Source organism: Paenibacillus sp. 11B (assembly GCF_030487755.1).
In the GTDB taxonomy this organism is placed as follows: domain Bacteria; phylum Bacillota; class Bacilli; order Paenibacillales; family Paenibacillaceae; genus Paenibacillus; species Paenibacillus vandeheii.
Genome location: NZ_JAUKNS010000001.1, coordinates 269,569 through 285,778, shown reverse-complemented (window position 1 = coordinate 285,778; position 16,210 = coordinate 269,569). Strand labels below are relative to the sequence as shown.

17 protein-coding genes and 1 pseudogene are annotated in these 16,210 nt (G+C 43.1%); 13 read left to right on the top strand and 5 right to left on the bottom strand.

The window, feature by feature from the left end; translation table 11 throughout:
* Window positions 1–14 precede the first annotated feature (14 nt).
* The 3 genes from Q0V21_RS01245 to Q0V21_RS01235 all read left to right on the top strand — a co-directional run bounded on the left by Q0V21_RS01245 (window position 15) and on the right by Q0V21_RS01235 (window position 2,722).
* Window positions 15–731 carry a response regulator transcription factor gene (locus tag Q0V21_RS01245; protein WP_079349116.1) on the top strand — a complete coding sequence of 239 codons (717 nt, stop codon included), beginning with the start codon at window positions 15–17 and terminating at the stop codon, window positions 729–731.
* A gap of 1 nt (window position 732) precedes the next feature.
* Window positions 733–2,196, top strand: coding sequence for a sensor histidine kinase (locus Q0V21_RS01240; protein WP_301877184.1), 1,464 nt, complete (start codon window positions 733–735; stop codon window positions 2,194–2,196).
* Window positions 2,197–2,500: 304 nt separating this feature from the next.
* Window positions 2,501–2,722: a DUF896 domain-containing protein gene (locus tag Q0V21_RS01235; RefSeq protein WP_301247685.1), complete on the top strand. Its 222-nt coding sequence runs from the start codon at window positions 2,501–2,503 to the stop codon at window positions 2,720–2,722.
* A 136-nt stretch (window positions 2,723–2,858) separates the two neighbouring features.
* On the opposite strand, the gene Q0V21_RS01230 is transcribed toward Q0V21_RS01235, so the two are convergent.
* Window positions 2,859–4,211: an MATE family efflux transporter gene (locus Q0V21_RS01230; protein ID WP_079349110.1), complete on the bottom strand. Its 1,353-nt coding sequence runs from the start codon at window positions 4,209–4,211 to the stop codon at window positions 2,859–2,861.
* A 169-nt stretch (window positions 4,212–4,380) separates the two neighbouring features.
* Here Q0V21_RS01230 and Q0V21_RS01225 point away from each other — a divergent pair, with 169 nt between their 5' ends.
* The 5 genes from Q0V21_RS01225 (at window position 4,381) to Q0V21_RS01205 (ending at window position 9,072) form a co-directional block, all read left to right on the top strand.
* Window positions 4,381–5,061 carry a TetR/AcrR family transcriptional regulator gene (locus tag Q0V21_RS01225; RefSeq protein ID WP_301877183.1) on the top strand — a complete coding sequence of 227 codons (681 nt, stop codon included), beginning with the start codon at window positions 4,381–4,383 and terminating at the stop codon, window positions 5,059–5,061.
* A 278-nt stretch (window positions 5,062–5,339) separates the two neighbouring features.
* Window positions 5,340–6,230: an AraC family transcriptional regulator gene (locus tag Q0V21_RS01220; RefSeq protein ID WP_301877182.1), complete on the top strand. Its 891-nt coding sequence runs from the start codon at window positions 5,340–5,342 to the stop codon at window positions 6,228–6,230.
* Window positions 6,231–6,386: 156 nt separating this feature from the next.
* Window positions 6,387–7,451: a Gfo/Idh/MocA family protein gene (locus tag Q0V21_RS01215; protein WP_301877181.1), complete on the top strand. Its 1,065-nt coding sequence runs from the start codon at window positions 6,387–6,389 to the stop codon at window positions 7,449–7,451.
* A 158-nt stretch (window positions 7,452–7,609) separates the two neighbouring features.
* A complete protein-coding gene (locus Q0V21_RS01210; RefSeq protein ID WP_301877180.1) occupies window positions 7,610–8,104 on the top strand; it encodes an RNA polymerase sigma factor in 495 nt (164 codons plus the stop codon).
* Complete coding sequence (locus tag Q0V21_RS01205) at window positions 8,101–9,072, top strand: hypothetical protein (protein ID WP_301877179.1); 972 nt, start codon at window positions 8,101–8,103, stop codon at window positions 9,070–9,072. Before Q0V21_RS01210 ends, Q0V21_RS01205 begins: the two co-directional genes overlap by 4 nt.
* Before the next feature lie 154 nt (window positions 9,073–9,226).
* On the opposite strand, the pseudogene Q0V21_RS01200 reads toward Q0V21_RS01205, so the two are convergent.
* Window positions 9,227–9,807: pseudogene (locus Q0V21_RS01200) on the bottom strand (YdeI/OmpD-associated family protein).
* Complete coding sequence (locus Q0V21_RS01195; RefSeq protein WP_301877178.1) at window positions 9,797–10,261, bottom strand: VOC family protein; 465 nt, start codon at window positions 10,259–10,261, stop codon at window positions 9,797–9,799. Before Q0V21_RS01195 ends, Q0V21_RS01200 begins: the two are co-directional and overlap by 11 nt.
* A 109-nt stretch (window positions 10,262–10,370) precedes the next feature.
* Here Q0V21_RS01195 and Q0V21_RS01190 point away from each other — a divergent pair, with 109 nt between their 5' ends.
* Together Q0V21_RS01190 and Q0V21_RS01185 are read left to right on the top strand one after the other, a co-directional pair.
* Entirely contained in the window at window positions 10,371–11,282 is a 912-nt protein-coding gene (locus Q0V21_RS01190; protein ID WP_301877177.1) for a helix-turn-helix transcriptional regulator, read from the top strand.
* Between the two features lie 70 nt (window positions 11,283–11,352).
* Window positions 11,353–11,868, top strand: a complete 516-nt coding sequence (locus tag Q0V21_RS01185) for an AAA family ATPase (RefSeq protein ID WP_301877176.1) — start codon at window positions 11,353–11,355, stop codon at window positions 11,866–11,868.
* 351 nt (window positions 11,869–12,219) lie between these two features.
* On the opposite strand, the gene Q0V21_RS01180 is transcribed toward Q0V21_RS01185, so the two are convergent.
* The gene (locus Q0V21_RS01180; protein WP_301877175.1) at window positions 12,220–13,182 is read right to left on the bottom strand and encodes a helix-turn-helix transcriptional regulator; all 963 of its coding nucleotides are present in this window, start codon (window positions 13,180–13,182) and stop codon (window positions 12,220–12,222) included.
* A 106-nt stretch (window positions 13,183–13,288) separates the two neighbouring features.
* Here Q0V21_RS01180 and Q0V21_RS01175 point away from each other — a divergent pair, with 106 nt between their 5' ends.
* The 3 genes from Q0V21_RS01175 (at window position 13,289) to Q0V21_RS01165 (ending at window position 15,561) form a co-directional block, all read left to right on the top strand.
* Window positions 13,289–13,768 carry a GyrI-like domain-containing protein gene (locus Q0V21_RS01175; protein ID WP_301878387.1) on the top strand — a complete coding sequence of 160 codons (480 nt, stop codon included), beginning with the start codon at window positions 13,289–13,291 and terminating at the stop codon, window positions 13,766–13,768.
* Window positions 13,769–13,786: 18 nt separating this feature from the next.
* A complete protein-coding gene (locus Q0V21_RS01170; protein ID WP_293017282.1) occupies window positions 13,787–14,251 on the top strand; it encodes a phage tail protein in 465 nt (154 codons plus the stop codon).
* A 215-nt stretch (window positions 14,252–14,466) separates the two neighbouring features.
* The gene (locus Q0V21_RS01165; RefSeq protein WP_301877174.1) at window positions 14,467–15,561 is read left to right on the top strand and encodes an NAD(P)H-dependent flavin oxidoreductase; all 1,095 of its coding nucleotides are present in this window, start codon (window positions 14,467–14,469) and stop codon (window positions 15,559–15,561) included.
* Between the two features lie 6 nt (window positions 15,562–15,567).
* Here Q0V21_RS01165 and Q0V21_RS01160 read toward each other — a convergent pair whose 3' ends face one another.
* Window positions 15,568–16,095: a DinB family protein gene (locus Q0V21_RS01160; RefSeq protein ID WP_301877173.1), complete on the bottom strand. Its 528-nt coding sequence runs from the start codon at window positions 16,093–16,095 to the stop codon at window positions 15,568–15,570.
* Window positions 16,096–16,210: the final 115 nt, after the last annotated feature.

The following is a 16,210-nucleotide window of genomic DNA, read 5'->3' as shown; positions in this document are numbered from 1 at the left end:
CTGGAGGTCCGTTCATGAATAACGATTACCTCATCGCGGTTGTAGACGATGACGAGAATATACGCACACTGATTCAAGCTTATTTGCACAAAGAGAACTTTCGGACGATAGGCCTTGCGAATGCGGAAGATGCCTGGTCCTTACATAGAATAAGTCCACCGAGCATGTGGGTGATGGACATTATGCTTCCCGGCATGGATGGCTATGAATTATGCAAACGCATCCGTAATGAAGGAGAGGTTCCCATTATTATGATCTCGGCAAAGGATAATGAGGTGGACAAGATCCTTGGCCTTGAGTTGGGCAGTGATGATTATTTGGTGAAGCCTTTCAGCCCCCGTGAGCTGGTAGCCCGCATCAAGCGGCAGCTGGAACGCTGGATTAGAATTACCGGAGCGGGAGAAAAAGCGGTTGTAAGCGACGCTGCGACGCCACGAATTGATGCCGGAGAGCTTCAATTAATGTTGGAAGAGAGGCGCGCCATATGGCGCGGGGAAGAAGTGGACCTGACCAGTAAAGAGTTCACTATGCTCAAGGTACTGGCTGAACATCCGAATCGTGCGTTTACCAGGGACGAGCTGCTCAGCTTTGTCTGGGGGGAAGATTATTTTGGCAGTGACCGTGCCGTAGATCATTTAATTAAGCGGATTCGCAAAAAGATCGAGGAACTTCCCGTCGAGTCCGTGTGGGGACACGGATATCGTATGCGAACAGATCGGAGTGAAGTTTAATATGAAACTCGTTCATCAAATCAACCTAGCGTTTGGCCTGTCACTGGTTCTGATTCTCTCCGTCACGGCCGTTCTACTCCATTATGTGCTGTTGGATCATTTCATTGGGACAGAGAAAAATGATCTTAAGACATTAAGTGTCGCGATGTCTGCTTCTATAACTGAAGCGGGTGATTTTGCAATGAGTCCTGTTCTTTCCACTGGAAATGTCACTCTTCCTAATTCGAATATTACGGGTTTGCAGTCCGTCCAATTGGTAACAGGGGAGGTTGCGAGTGCTCCCACAACACTCATTCCTGCCGATGTTGAAGCTTTTGTCACCGATTTTAACGGCAATGTGCTGTCGGGTACGACTTTGTCTGTGAATGGAATAACCGGAAAGGCGAGTAGCGATACATTGATTGAAGCAGTGCCTACCAACTTGCAGCAGTATACAGCGGTTACGTCCTCCAGCATCAAGGACCTATGGTCCGGAACGGACGGGCGTTATGTTATGGATGTTAGTCCCATTCCTCAAGGGACTCTGACCCTGTTGACTCCCATGAGCAAGATCAAAGCCATTGAACAGGCTCTTCTGGGCCGGCTCATCCTGGTAATCGTTATCGTTGGAGCGATGATGTTCCTGCTGAGTCTATTTATTACGAAAAGGCTGATTCAGCCATTGATGAATCTGAAACAGGAACTAAAAAAGGTCAAAGAACGTCATTTCACGGATGTGCAGCTGGTCAGGGGTGGCGGTGAGATTGGCGCTGTCGCACAGACGGTATATGAGATGGCAGGCGAACTGAACAGGTTTAACGAGGTACAGAAGCAGTTTTTTCAGAATGCGTCTCATGAGCTGAAGACGCCTCTGATGTCCATTGCAGGCTATGCGGAGGGCATCCGGGATGGAATCTTTGAAGGTGATAATGTTCGTAAAGGGCTGGACGTGATCCTGGGGGAAAGCGGCAGATTAGGGAAGATTGTCACCGAAATGACGCTGCTCGCAAAGCTGGATAGTGAAGAGGATATTTTCAAGTCTTCCGAGGTCAGCCTGAACGAATTGCTGACGGAAACGTCAGAGCGTGTTAATCCACTACTTGTTAAGAAAGGACTTACCCTTCATATCACCTGCCCGGAGAATCAAGAGCTGTTCATTATGGCTGATCAGGATAAACTGCTGCAGGCACTCCTTAACGTCGTGACGAATGCCGCAAGATACGCAAAAAAAGAAATTCGCATCAATGCAAGCTTGGAAAAAGGTAAGATTGCGCTATCCGTCTCGGATGACGGTCCCGGATTTCCACAGGAGCTGCTGCCCACCTTATTCCACCGCTTCGTCAAAGGAAAAGACGGGGAGTCCGGACTGGGACTGGCGATTGCCCGGGCTATTGTAGAACGCTGCGGCGGACTGATTCAGGCCACCAACCGTAAAGAGGGAGGAGCTGTAATCTCGTTCTGCTTCCCCGCTGCCCAACGTGTCTGAAAGGAAAGGACCGCGCCATATGCCCATAGATATGCTGCTCTCCCTGAGGGCTAATCAGATTATCAATGCGTATCCTGCCAATGACGTGTTTATCAACAAAAATACAAAAAATCTCGATTCCATTTTTGCTTTTGTTGCTTTTGCATATTTATGTGGTGGTAAGGACATTAAATAAATGTGAATCAAGAATTAGAGGGGAGAGAGTGATGCCATATTTCTCGGCATTATCTAATAAATAGGTGCAGCGTATTCATTTCAGTGCTAGACTACCAGTAAGATTAATTGTATTAGAGGAGAGGAAAAAATGATTAAAAGTTTAGATCGCATTAATCAATTGGCGAAAAAACAGCGTGAAGAGGGTCTGACAAATGCGGAACGAGTTGAACAACAAGTTTTACGAGAAGACTATTTACGGGAAATTCGAGGGCAGGTCTTAAACACTTTTTCAGCGCTTACAGTACTCGATCCAGATGGAAATGATGTAACACCGGACAAAGTACGAAATGAAAAGGGAATCGATTTATAGGGAAGGATTAAGCTTGTTCGAAAAATGAAAGTTGATACATGTATTGAATAAGAACACACAAATAAGAAACCGTCCCTAGAAAAGAGGAATGGTTTCTTATTTTGCTTTGTTAGATGGGAAACTTATTGTTTATTTTCTAATGTACTAGATTTTCCAATTCAGGCTGCAATTTGTTTCGCAGAATATACAGCATAATAGCTCCAACAAGGAACGCGACGACATCTGCAATGACGAGGGACCAAACGACCCCGTGGAAGCCATTAAGTCGGTTGGCGATATAGAGCACAGGAATGAGAGTAATTCCTTGAATGACTGACATAATGAAGGCGGCGGTACCTTGCGCTGTTGCCTGGAAGATCCCCACAAACAACGAGGTCATTCCTGTAATAAATAAGGATAAGAACGTGACATGCAGAATGTAGCTGCCCATTTCAATTAATTGAGGGTCATTTGTAAATAAACCAATCAAGTGGTCGGATATCAGATAGACGACAACGCCGAACACAACAGCTAACGCTACAATGGCTTTGATCGTAAATCCAATGGTATGCTTCATGCGTAATTTATTCGCTGTAAAAGAGAAGGCGATCAACGGCACAACTCCCTCGCATAAGCCCATCAGAATAAACTCAGGAAATTGCAACAAACGTGATGAAATTCCGTACCCCGCTACGGCCTGATCCCCATACTCGACAAGAAAATGGTTCAAAATGAGTGACATTGCACCCAAGAAGATACTCATTATAAAAACGGGAACTCCGATTTTGAAAACATTGCTCATAATTTCCTTGGAAGCTCTGAACCATTTTACGGAGATAGTCAAAAACTGGCTCTTATATCCCATATGGAATGCGTAAAAAACACTTGCAATCAAGTTAGAGATGACCGTAGCAGAAGCAACGCCGATCACACCCCAATGGAAGATGAAGACGGCTATCGCATCAAGAATAATATTTACAACCACACTGAGAATCATACCGACCATCGACGTGATCGCTGAACCCTCGGAGCGCACAATATTCTCCAGTGTGAAAAATAAGATGACGAATGGTGAACCAATAAGCATAATCGTGACATAGTCCTTCGTAAATCCAAAGGATTCAGGCGTTGCTCCCAAGCCCTGAACGATTGGATCGATCAAAGGAAGGCCAACGGCAATCACAATAACACCAAGAACTAAGCTGCTGTAAAAGGCGAATGAAGACACATGCTTTAGATCATCATATCTTTTTTCACCGAGCAAACGGGAGATGAATGTACCGCTACCCATACCAATCAAGTTACCGAGCGCCATAATCACCGCGAATAACGGCAAGGTTAGAGCGAGTGCGGTTAACATGGCTGTATTGCCCAGTGTCCCAAGGAAATAGGCATTTAAGATGGAGTAGATGACACTCATCGACGTGCCTAACATCATGGGTACGGCGAAGTGAGCTACGGCTTTTGCAATCGGTGCTTTTTCAAAATAATGGAGGTTTTCTGCATCCATGGGTTTCACTTCTTTCTTCATTTATTTTTAAAATGGTCTGGAATTCGAACAATATATTCAACTTCCAATCTAACAGTGTTAGTTTGTACCTTACAGTGTTAGATGGTATCATGAACTTATGAACCTGTAAAGCATAATCTTACACTGTTAGATAAAAGGGCGGATATCCATGAAAAAACAACAGCCTCAAATTTCGGAGGATAAGATTTTGGAAGCTTCGTGGGAGCTTCTCGGTGAGGAGGGTATCGAGAAATTCAGTTTGAGGCGGTTGGCCGATCGGCTGGGGATTCAGGCACCCTCCTTGTATTGGTACTTCAAAAGCAAGCAGCATCTCTATCAGCGTCTGGCCAACCAGGTTTCGAAAATAATTCTGGAGGAGTTCCACTCCGAGGGAGACTGGAAGGAGCAGCTAACGGGTCTTGCGGAAACGATACGTAGTGTTCTCAGCCGGTATCCCTGCTCCACGCAGCTCATGATGATGACGCTGCCTCACGAACCGGACATTATTCGGTTCACCAACCGCATGCTGCTCTGCGTAGAATCGACGCCGCTTGAGCAAGATCAGAAAATGCAAGTGGTTACTACACTTGTGAACTATGTCTTCTACTTCGTTCTGGATGATTATCAGCATCAGCGCAATGTCGCCGCAATCTTTAAGGACCAAGCAGCACTTCCTGGTGAAGAGATGATTCGCCTTCTGGACTCCATGGGCGAAGCGGAAGCGGGATTGTTCCGGAGAATGTTCACGAACGGCTTGTTTGAACTGATGGGAACCGACGGAGCGTTTGAATTCGGCTTGAAGCTGATTCTTTTGGGAATTGAGCAGGTAATTAAGGAACAAGAGAATTAGAATGTAAAAAATCGCACATCCGGATATTCGGATGTGCGATTTTTGATAAGGCTTATTGTTAATCCTATATTGCACCGTTACCGTCAAAATCGACTTGATGATGCAGGACTACTCAGCAACAATCATGATGAGAAAAACGTTTATATACACATCCTTTTAAATTTTATGATTAGGATCAACAGAGAATGAACAGAAGGAATTTGCACATGAAGTTGCTCCGAAATCGGTTACATGATATGTATTGAATGAAACATATTTAAGGAGGATAGCTAACGTACATGAGTTTATATCTGGAAATCCCGGAACTTGACAAACGACTCCCATTTCGGAGCTTTATTCACAAAGGGGATGTGCTCTGTTATCCGCACTGGCATAAGGAAATTGAAATTATTTATGTTACCCAAGGAAGCTTGGATTTGGGCTTGAATGATAAGGTGATTCGTCTGAAGCAGGGGGAAGTCCAATTCATCAATGGCGGTGACGTCCACTTTTTTTTGTCATCCCCAGACAGTGAGCGAATTGTTATTCAATTTGACCTGAATCTGTTTCAAGACGTATCCACACTAATTTACGATGATCGGTCGCTTCGTGACATTTTTACTCAAATAGAGCAATCCAGCAGGAACTGGCCTCATGAAACGGCAACCAGGCTTCTTCCTCTTCTTCAAAGCATAAGCACAGAAGATGATGAGCGCAAAGAGGGCTATGCATATATGATCAAGGCTAGGCTTTACGAAATGTTGGCTTTTATTCTAAGAGAAGTACCAAGGGGGAATGAGACACATCGACCCCAAATTTCGGAACATATCTTGACTCCGACCAAAGAAATGCTTTTAAAGCTGGAACGAATTTTCGAATATGTAGAAAGGCATTACCAGGAATCAATTATATTAAAGGACGTTGCCGACTATATAGGGTTCAGCCCGTATTATTTCACTAAGTTTTTCAAGAAAAATACAGGAATGACCTTCATAACCTTTCTAAATGAATATCGACTTAATAAAGCGAAATGGATTTTGCTCAATGAAAATTATTCAATTACCGAAATAGCTGAGCAGTCGGGATTCAATAGCGTTAAGACGTTTCATCACTTCTTCAAGGAAGCAACGGGGACATCGCCTTTAAAGTATCGCATGACAATATCCGGGAATAAAACAGCAAGAAAATAGGAAGATAGTCTTTTATCAGACTTGTATGATAAGGGTATTAAACAAGTTGAGGTGCTATACATCTTGCATAGAATCAAGGTCGCAGCCACTCATCTTTTTTTACATAAAGTTTGCTGTGAGAAGTCTATGTAGGCATAGTCAAAATGGGAAAGGACGATGAAGATGAATAACCGAATTTATAATATAGCAATTGTTGGCTTTGGGGGGATGGGCGGCTATCATTGCCAGTTAATTGAGCCTGTATCACAGATTTCCGTAATCGGAGTATACGATACGGTTGCATATCGGATGGAATTGGGCAAGGAAGCCGGCTATAAAACATATGCAAGTCTGGATGCTGTTCTAACAGATGAGCTGGTGGATATCGTTTTGATTGCTACACCTAATGATGTTCACAAAGATATAGCAATTCAAGCTCTGCAGGCTGGTAAACATGTAATTTGCGAAAAACCGGTTACAATAACCAGCAAGGACTTTAATGATATCGTCGAGGTAGCGAACCAGGAGAAACGCGTGTTTACGGTCCATCAAAATCGTCGCTGGGATGAAGATTTTCGGACTGCCAAGGACATCATCGAGAAAAAGACTTTGGGCGAGCTGTTCCATTTGGAATCCAGGGTTCAAGGAGCCAACGGCATACCTGGCGACTGGCGCCAGCTGAAGGATTACGGTGGAGGTATGCTGCTGGATTGGGGCGTGCATTTGCTGGACCAACTGCTGCAGATTACAGATAGCCAAATTGAAAGCGTTGCGGCTAATTTAAGTTATATTTTAGGAACTGAAGTGGATGATGGTTTTACGAGTTATATAACGTTTAAAGATGGCCTGACGGCACTGATTGAAGTGGGAACGACCAATTATGTGAAGCTACCGAGATGGTATCTCAAAGGAACGGAAGGTACTGCAGTGATTCGGGACTGGGATTTAAGTGGAGAGATTATCACTCGAAATCCGGATGTTGCTCATATAGAGCCGAAACCTATCCAAGCGGGGCAGGGATTGACCAAAACGATGGCGCCGCCGTCCGAACAGTCCACGCTAAAGTTTGCAATACAAAAGCCGGACTTGGAGGAGCAAAGCTTCTATGAAAATTTTGTCTCTGTACTCGAAGGGAAATCTGAAATTGCAATTAAGAATGATGAAGTTCACAGAGTACTTGTACTAATTGAGACTATTTTTGAGGCAGCCGAGACTAAATCTGTGATCCATAGAAGTATTTAACACGCTTTCTGTTATTGCTGTAACTACCAGATATGCATTAAATCGTGTAAGCCGTCAATAATGACGGCTTTTTGTCTGTCTAGATTTAAATTTACAACAAAATGTGACCAAATGCCGTCCTTGAGAGTGTTAGAGATATAAAGGAGGGCAGAACAACCATGCAGCGATCAGTGCCCCAACGGGGAGATCATGTGATGAAAGTCTATGAGACTTACGCGGATACGCTGTTCCGGATTGCCATGGTGCACCTCGGCAGGCGAGAGGACGCGGAGGAAGCCACTCAGGATACCTTCATCAAGTTAATGGAAAAAGCCCCTACGTTCAACGATGCAGAACATCAGAAAGCATGGTTGATCCGGGTCATCACCAATCATTGTAAATCCTTATTAGGCAGAGGCTGGCGCAAACGGGAGGTCAAGTTGGAGGGAGCAGATTCCCATACGACAGACGACCCCGAAGATCAGGCGCTGATCGAACTCGTACTGTCACTGCCCGTCAAGTATAGATCGGTGGTTCATTTGTACTATTACGAAGATTATCCGATCCGGGAAATCGGCGAGATCCTGCAGATCAGCGAGTCTGCGGTGAAGATGCGATTGAAGCGGGGAAGACAGCTGTTAAAACTGGAGCTGGAAGGAGAAGAACCCCAATGAAAGAGGAACAATTCAAACGAAACTATAAGAAAGCGGTGGATCAGATGAAAACAAACGATCAAATGAAAAAAAGGATAGAGCAGACTTTGAACACACAACGTCATGAGCAAAAACGCCAGCGAAAATCTCTTTATATTGCAGCAAGCGTCGTCATCGCTGCCAGTATTGGACTTGCGGCGCCAAGCATATGGCAGCAAGTGAGCGGACCGGCCGCGCCAGTGACACAGGTGGCACAGGTCACTCTGGGCGCGTCATTCGACCCGGTGGTGATTCCGAAGATGGAGCTTCCAGATTCGAAGAGTAATGGCGTAAAGGCCGATATGCTTCAACTGGTGGTCTATCAGGGCAATGTCTACACACAGTCCGCTACTTCGCTTGACGGTCCGGATGCGCTTGCTTTGCGCGGACAGAAGTTAGGCACTACAACAGGCGGCATCCATGAGCTGAGCGACCAAGATGAGTACACGGAGCTGGCCTCCAACATTGGAGAAGCGGACATCTATGCCGTCAACGGCTACGACACGAATTTCCGCATCATGTCCTACACCGAGATCGATGGTCAGGGGTATGCCCAACTGTTTGACCAAAGCAACGGCATCACTATCGGCAGCGGCGAAGACCTGATCGGCAAGCTTCATCTCGAAGGCAACTTCGCTTCGGCGCAGTGGGAGACCTTCGCCAGCTGGAACAACGGCTTGCAGCAGCTGCAGTCGCTCGCATCGGACAAATCGCTGAACAACTTTATCTCAGCGCTATACGCTGCAAAACCGATAGCAACGAGCCCGGAACTGGAGGAGCATCTTTACGGGCAGGAAGATCGCAAGATCATCTACCTGACGCTCGAAGATAAGACGCAGGTCCAATTAGTCCTGTTTGGGGAAGGTCTGGTGCGTTACGGCAATGTACCGGTATTCTTCGAAATCGAGAAAGGTGCTTTCCAAGCGTTCTGGAACAACCTGGGTGAGTAATCATGGAGTTTTACTCAACAATCCAATAAAGCAACTCCACCAATCAAATCTTTTTGAATGATAAAATTTCAAATGATCATTGATTGATAAGTTGGAAATTCATTTCCGATTTCGATCATGTCGCTTGCTATTATTAAACACCTCACCTGAACATTCAAGGTGAGGTGTTTTGGGTGTAAAGGCGTCCATTGTCATTCCAATTGCCATACATTTTATTTTGTTTGGTGTTTGTTATAAATTTATCTAATCTTTTGTTAAATAACTCAGGTTGAGTTTTATAGCTTTGGATGGTGTCGATTCGGATTCTTTTATAAAGATCTGGGAATGCCGCAAAATTCTGATACACATCCGTGTCCTCTTTTAACCTCTGCTCAATAATAGGGTCAATTCTAAATGATTCGTAACTGAGATCAGGGAGAACCTTTCGACCTTCATCTGTCATCAATCCCAACGCTTCAAGGCGACGGGCTCTTTCTTTATTCAATTCAGTCCATGAACTTTTTTTGCTTCGAGGAGATAGTCTTTGAGCTAATTGAGTCTCGGAAATTTTCTTTTTTGTCCATCAATCCATCCAAAACACAAGGCTTCTTCAACAGCATCCAGATACAGCATCGTACCTGGAGTTGATTTCATACTCACAACGATCCAGCAAGAATTTTCAGTCAGGCAATGTTGTTGAAACCAAGATCTCAATTCGCTTTTTGACTTTGCTGGAAGCAGTTCATTAAGTCGCATTAGAAATTACGCTATCCAGGAATGTATTAGCGTCGCTATTAAACTTCCAAACGATACCAAATTTATCAACCAACATTCCGAAGCAGGAAGACCAAGGCATTTCTGATAAAGGCATGATGACATAGCCACCTACAGACAAATTAGAAAAGTAATTGCCCATTGTCTGTTTATCATCAATAATGATGCTGATGATTACATTGTTACCTTTAACCAACTCCCCCGTTACGTTCTTCATCGAAGGAAGTATATCCGACATCATTATTTTTCCTCCAGCGAATTCTAACGATGACTCCATAATCATGTTTAACTCATTTTCTGGTATAGGGTAGTTTGGATCTTGTGAAAAATTCTTGAATTTCACTTTTTTTACCTCACTTGCGTTTAAAGCTTCTGAATAAAACGCGATGACTTGCTCAGTGTTCCCATCAAAATTTAAATATGCAATAACTGACATGATAAAACCTCCTTCTTGTAATACATGAAGTGTAAGCTATAATAGGTGACAGCTATATTGTCACCTATTATAGCTTTGTTCAAAATTTATTTACTTAAAGAGGACTATCATGAACAAAATTGAAAGATTAATATCTATCATAATGATCTTGCTGCAAAAGAATGTGGTATCAGCCACCGAATTTGCGAAATTATTCAATGTATCCAAAAGAACGATTCTACGTGATATGGAAACACTTGGATTATCTAACATTCCCATTTATTCTATAAATGGAGTGAACGGTGGATACGGGATTATGGATGAATACAAAATAGACAAACGACTTTTAAGTAGCAAAGACTTAGAAAATATACTAACTGCACTCGGTGGATTAGGAAAAATTCTATTTAGTGACGAAGTAGAATCAACGCTTAAAAAAATTGAATCGATGATAGGTTCAACAACTTTGGGAGGTACAATTCAACTGTCATTCTATAATTGGGATGGTCGTCCTGAAATTGTGCAAATCTTAAAGACTTGCCAGGAAGCAATAGTGCAGGGAAGGTTACTTACATTCGATTATATAGATCAAAGTGGAGTCAAGTCGCAGAGACGGGTCGAGCCATACCAGCTTCATTTTAGTGAAATGAGTTGGTATTTGAAGGGGTTTTGTTTAGATCGAATGGAATATCGAACTTTTAAATTGTCCAGAACGGATAATCTGAATATCGATATTAAAACATTTGTTGCTAGAGATTATATGACTGAACAGAAATCAGAGCAATATTATCAACCGAAACTAATTACAATTAAAGTATTGATCTCACATCGAATAAAAGATCAATTTATTGAAAGATACGGTCAAAAAAGGATTGAAGCTTACAATTCTGAACTCCTTATAGCCGAAATAGATATGCCACAAAACCACTTTGGATTTCGGTTTTTAGCTAGTTTCGGGACGGATTTGGAAATCATAGAACCTAAAGCATATGTTGTAGAATTTCGAGAGTTTCTAAATGCCATGATAAATAAATATGTCTAAGAACCCATGTTGAATGTTTCTTCTTTGTATAGGCTGGGCTCTGTTTATGATAAGAAGGAGGTACTAAGTTATGGAAAAAGCGATCTACTTAATTACAGGCGTAATGGCTTCTGGTAAGTCAACAGTGTCGGAGCTGCTGGCTTCCAAGCTGGGAAAAGCCGTGCATCTGCGTGGTGATATATTCCGTCGTATGATTGTATCCGGCCGCGAAGACATGTCCGCTGAACCGTCGGAAGAAGCAGTCCGTCAATTATATTTGCGTTATCAGCTAGCCGCAAATGCCGCAAAAATCTATTATGAGAATGGTTTTTCTGTAGTTTTGCAGGATAATTACTACGGTGCGGAATTAGTCTATATGATGGAGCAGTTAAAGGATTACCCAGTTCAGTTAGTTGTGCTGTGTCCTAAGGTAGAGGTGGTAAAAGAGCGTGAAAAATCAAGAGGAAAGGTCGGGTACACTGGCTTTACGGTAGAGAATTTGTACTCGGAATTTTTGAAAGAAACGCCTCAAATCGGATTTTGGCTGGATAGTTCGGAGCAGTCCCCTGAGCAATCCGTGAATGATATTTTATTGCACTTTAGATGAAATCAAATTACTGAACTCAAGCCGCCAAAAAGTCACAAGATGCTCGACATGGTGTAAGATTAGTCAAACAAGCTGAGGAATCTCAATCCGTGCCCGATTTCAATACTAATATTAAGTTTTTCGAAGAGCTTAACAATAACAGATGATGTAAGCGAGCTATAGATCACCAGAAAACGTGTTGAGGAGATAGTCCTCAATACGTTTTTATTTTATGAATCGCTAAATATTACCTTAGGCTTCTTCTTCCGATGGATAATTGGGATAATGTCCCATAGTAGATCTCAGTAAAAACAGCAGATAATAAAAGCACGGTCAAACTCCAAATGATCAGGGATTAAACGGTCCACTGGATTAGGAGCAATATAAGCTAAATCTCTCTTGTACATCTGCTAAGACTTCTTCGGGCATCTCCTTGACTGTGATATCTCCTCCCAAGAAAAGCAACCAATTGGTTATTTCGGTTAATTCTTCTGGATGATGAACGTTGATAGACGCCTTTATAACGGCTGTGGTTTGGTAAGGATTCGTATAAGAAAGGGAAAACTTTAAAGGGTGATACTTCTTGAACTGTGCAATTGCCTTTGGACCAAGCTCTAGGACAAGATTGATGACCTCTTCCTTCTTGTTTAGTTGTTCTAAAATCTTTTTCTTACTGACCCTTTTCTTCGGTGGGTATGGTTCTACATGGGTGAGATTGTCAACAGATAAAATTCGCCTCTTTTCTGCATCTAAGTCAAAGCCTTCAATGAGCCATAGACTTTTTTCACGATAAAGGTGCAAGAGATAAATGGGATAAGACTTTATTTCCCTGTCTTCTTTGACGGTAACCAATAAATAGCTCTCTAAAAGAAGAATCTGGATGATTTTTTCCAACATAGGGTGGGGCAGGTCTGATAAATCAAGCAAGTCGGGATTATGAGGGTTGGTTCCTTCAAATAACAATATTTGATTTAAAAGAACCAGGTCGTCCTGCTGATTTTTGGAGATGAGACCCAGTAATTTTTCGGTTAAAGACTGACGACTCTTCAGATAAGGAAGTTGTTGATTTCTAGTGGCCATAAAGGCAATAAACAGAGCTTTGATCTCATTATCAGTAAAGCGGACCGTGGGAAGGACAGAGTTGTTCATGACAAAATAACCCCCATCCCTCCCAACTTCAGCGACAAGTGGCATGCCCATGGCTTCAATTTCCCTGATATCTCGAATAGCGGTCGAACGTGAGATGTTAAATTCCCGCATGATTTCAGAAATGGTAAAGTGAGCGCGGTTGTTGATATACCTCATGATGATATTAATCCGTTCAACTTTTTTCATCGGGCCTCCCTAAACAGTATCATAATTTGACATGATTTAAGGTTATTATAAACCCATCAAGTGAAAAGACAAACCACTGATAAATTTAAAGAGGACGGTGTTCATGATGAGTAATTATCAATTTGAAGAAAAAGACAGCTTTGTCGTTTTGGGTATTGGAACTGAGCTTAAGAGCCACTACACAGATTTTGCTGGCATTAACAAAGAAAAAGCGGATTTTTGGTCGGCTGTGAAACAAGATGGAAGTCTGGATGCTTTAAAAGCTGTAGCGACAAATGACTACATTTTTGCTGTGAACGAAGCGGTGAATAACAAAATGATGCATTATGCTGGCGTCATGACCGAAGCAACATTGCCAGAAGCAACTAGAGTAATTCAATTCCCTAAGGGAGAATATCTGGTGATTAAGGGGGAAGGGACAACGGCAGAAGAGTTGAGTAATAACCTTACTGGCGTTGCTTTTGGGCAAGTTCTGCCACAAGAAAAGAATTACGCTTATGTAGGTGGCCCAAATACAACGGTTGAGATGGGGCAGCAAAACGGCTTGCTGTTTGGTGAAATGTGGATTCCTGTAGTTAGGAAATAACAAGAAGGAGAGATCGTGATGTCGTATAGCGTTGATTTCAAAAATGTGTCTACGGTTGGTTTAGAGTCTTCACCGGTAGCTGAAGCACTGGCTGGTTTACGTGCAAACGAAGCCCGTTATTTTATGAACAAATATAAGCATGAATTCACGGTTGTACCCGCTAGCGAAAGTCAGGATACTCTTGAATATGTAAACCGAATATTGAAGGAAGAACGAGATATTGAGTTTGCGGCCAAGCCCTTGGAAACGTCGGCTTTTCAAGTGGAAAACATTCGATTTTCCTACGTCTTTTATGAAGATGGACTTGCTCTCAATGTCATGTATACGGTTGATGACCCGAAGAAGCGGGCTGTTGGTTTTAAGCTCTCTGAGGGGATGGAGATACCAAAAGAGTTAGAAGAAAAGTTCAAGTTTGCCAGGCAGAAATCGAAGTTAGCTGGAACCATTCGGGGTTCGTTTTTCGTAATAAAGAAAGAGTATTAAAGTAAGCAAAAAGCACATGTGGGGGATTTCATCCATTGAAAGTCGCTGTAATAGCGGCTTTTTTTTGTTCTATTTGCAGGAGTTCTTGACCCGATGACTGAAAAAGACAAATAGAGTTAGAATACGATCTATCTGAAATGGTGATATGTAGCATCTGATTTACGGATTATACATGATGGGTAAACTCGATGTAAACTGAAGAAGAACCCAATCCAATGAATGAGGAGAACATATCGATGTCTATTCAATTAAACAGCAAGCTCTGTGAAAGCTTCAATATTCGTTATCCCATCGTTCTTGCGGGCATGGCGGGTATCGCCAACATGGCACCCTTAGTCGCTGCGGTTTCCAATGCAGGTGGGTTAGGTACGCTAGGCGCTGCGTATATGAGCCCTGAAGAGCTAAGAGATGCCATACACGAGATTAAAAAACGAACTAAAGCACCGTTTGCCGTAAATATTTTTGCCCATGTTGGACCAGATCAATATACGAATTTTGATGCAGTAAACGAAGAGCTGACCTCGATTCGAGAGTCCTTGGGTGTGAAGCGGCGGACTAAAGATGAAATCAGTTCATCTAATCATTTTGAGGAACAGTTCGGTATCTTGTTGGACGAAAAAGTTCCGATTATTAGTACAACGTTTGGATTGCTTTCTGAGCATCATATGCAGAAGGCAAAATCGTTAGGGATCAAAATCATGAGTAAGGCCACCACGGTAGAGGAAGCTATTCAAGCGGAGAAGCGCGGATGTGACGTTATTGTTGCACAAGGTAGTGAAGCAGGAGGACATCGAGGAACTTTTAATGTATCATCTCAGCCCGGCGGAGCGAACATCGGAACCATGGCACTTGTTCCACAAATTGTAGATCATGTCCATATTCCAGTCGTTGCTGCAGGTGGAATTATGGATGGCCGAGGGCTGGTGGCTTCACTTGCTTTGGGAGCACAAGGTGTACAGATGGGGACTCGTTTCTTGACATCCGCTGAGTCTGGCGCACATGAGGTATATAAACGTGCGTTACTTGATAGCACAGAGGAAAGTACCGTAATAACAAATGCATTTTCTGGACGGCCAGCGCGTGGTATAAAGAATGATTTTATACAACATTGGGAAGCATCCCGTACTAAACCGCTACCCTTCCCTACCCAAAATACATTAACTCGAGAGATCAGAAATGTTTCTGCTCGCCAAAATAATTCAGAGTATATGGCCCTTTGGGCAGGGCAGGGAACGAGAATGTTAACAGATAACCAATCTGCAGGTGATATCATTAATCAAATTGTAGAAGAGGCCAGAACTATTATTTAGTTGTGATTATAAGTTCACATCCAGCGAATAGCGATCGCGAAGTACTGACAGATGGTGGAGCTCATGTCCAACCATAATACAGGCTATCGATCTAGCAGAAGCAGGATTATCACTAACAATCCCTCTGCAGAGCCAAGCTTCCGGCGTGAGGCGACGGAGCATAAGTATGGTTGAGCGGCGTGTAACTGCATATTCTTCGTTCAAATCGGATACTGTATACGCATCGAAGGGATGGCTTTGCATAAGCACGTCCTGATCATAGCCGGGATGATTCGCTTTGTCGCCTCTGGCGATGCGAAGCAATCGACTGCTCATGATGCGTTCATTATCCAAAAGGTGGCCGATGACCTCCTTCACGCTCCATTTGCCTTCGGCGTAACGATGATTTGCTTGCTCCTCTGTCAATGAAGAAAGCAACGTTTGTACGATGTTGGCCTGTTTCTCTAACAGTTCGATGATGTCCCCTTCTGGAACAAGCTGCATGTACCCTTCATAGAAAGCTGCATACTCCTCTGTAGTTGGTCTTTCAACCATGAAAATGCCTCCTTTGAGATTCATATAGTTGGATTATATACTAGCATATATCTTGCGTGCAGCATGAAATTGGCTCCTCCGCTTTATGGACGGAAGGGCCTTTTCATGTGAGTTC

Bases quoted from the DNA above. Each gene is read 5' to 3' on its own strand.
- Q0V21_RS01185 (WP_301877176.1), top strand. From the start codon at position 11,353: ATGGAAAAAGCGATCTACTTAATTACAGGCGTAATGGCTTCTGGTAAG.
- Q0V21_RS01170 (WP_293017282.1), top strand. From the start codon at position 13,787: ATGTCGTATAGCGTTGATTTCAAAAATGTGTCTACGGTTGGTTTAGAG.
- Q0V21_RS01215 (WP_301877181.1), top strand. From the start codon at position 6,387: ATGAAGATGAATAACCGAATTTATAATATAGCAATTGTTGGCTTTGGG.
- Q0V21_RS01245 (WP_079349116.1), top strand. From the start codon at position 15: ATGAATAACGATTACCTCATCGCGGTTGTAGACGATGACGAGAATATA.
- Q0V21_RS01220 (WP_301877182.1), top strand. From the start codon at position 5,340: ATGAGTTTATATCTGGAAATCCCGGAACTTGACAAACGACTCCCATTT.
- Q0V21_RS01235 (WP_301247685.1), top strand. From the start codon at position 2,501: ATGATTAAAAGTTTAGATCGCATTAATCAATTGGCGAAAAAACAGCGT.
- Q0V21_RS01240 (WP_301877184.1), top strand. From the start codon at position 733: ATGAAACTCGTTCATCAAATCAACCTAGCGTTTGGCCTGTCACTGGTT.
- Q0V21_RS01190 (WP_301877177.1), top strand. From the start codon at position 10,371: ATGAACAAAATTGAAAGATTAATATCTATCATAATGATCTTGCTGCAA.
- Q0V21_RS01180 (WP_301877175.1), bottom strand. From the start codon at position 13,182: ATGAAAAAAGTTGAACGGATTAATATCATCATGAGGTATATCAACAAC.
- Q0V21_RS01195 (WP_301877178.1), bottom strand. From the start codon at position 10,261: ATGTCAGTTATTGCATATTTAAATTTTGATGGGAACACTGAGCAAGTC.
- Q0V21_RS01165 (WP_301877174.1), top strand. From the start codon at position 14,467: ATGAATGAGGAGAACATATCGATGTCTATTCAATTAAACAGCAAGCTC.
- Q0V21_RS01160 (WP_301877173.1), bottom strand. From the start codon at position 16,095: ATGGTTGAAAGACCAACTACAGAGGAGTATGCAGCTTTCTATGAAGGG.
- Q0V21_RS01205 (WP_301877179.1), top strand. From the start codon at position 8,101: ATGAAAGAGGAACAATTCAAACGAAACTATAAGAAAGCGGTGGATCAG.
- Q0V21_RS01225 (WP_301877183.1), top strand. From the start codon at position 4,381: ATGAAAAAACAACAGCCTCAAATTTCGGAGGATAAGATTTTGGAAGCT.
- Q0V21_RS01230 (WP_079349110.1), bottom strand. From the start codon at position 4,211: ATGGATGCAGAAAACCTCCATTATTTTGAAAAAGCACCGATTGCAAAA.
- Q0V21_RS01210 (WP_301877180.1), top strand. From the start codon at position 7,610: ATGCAGCGATCAGTGCCCCAACGGGGAGATCATGTGATGAAAGTCTAT.
- Q0V21_RS01175 (WP_301878387.1), top strand. From the start codon at position 13,289: ATGAGTAATTATCAATTTGAAGAAAAAGACAGCTTTGTCGTTTTGGGT.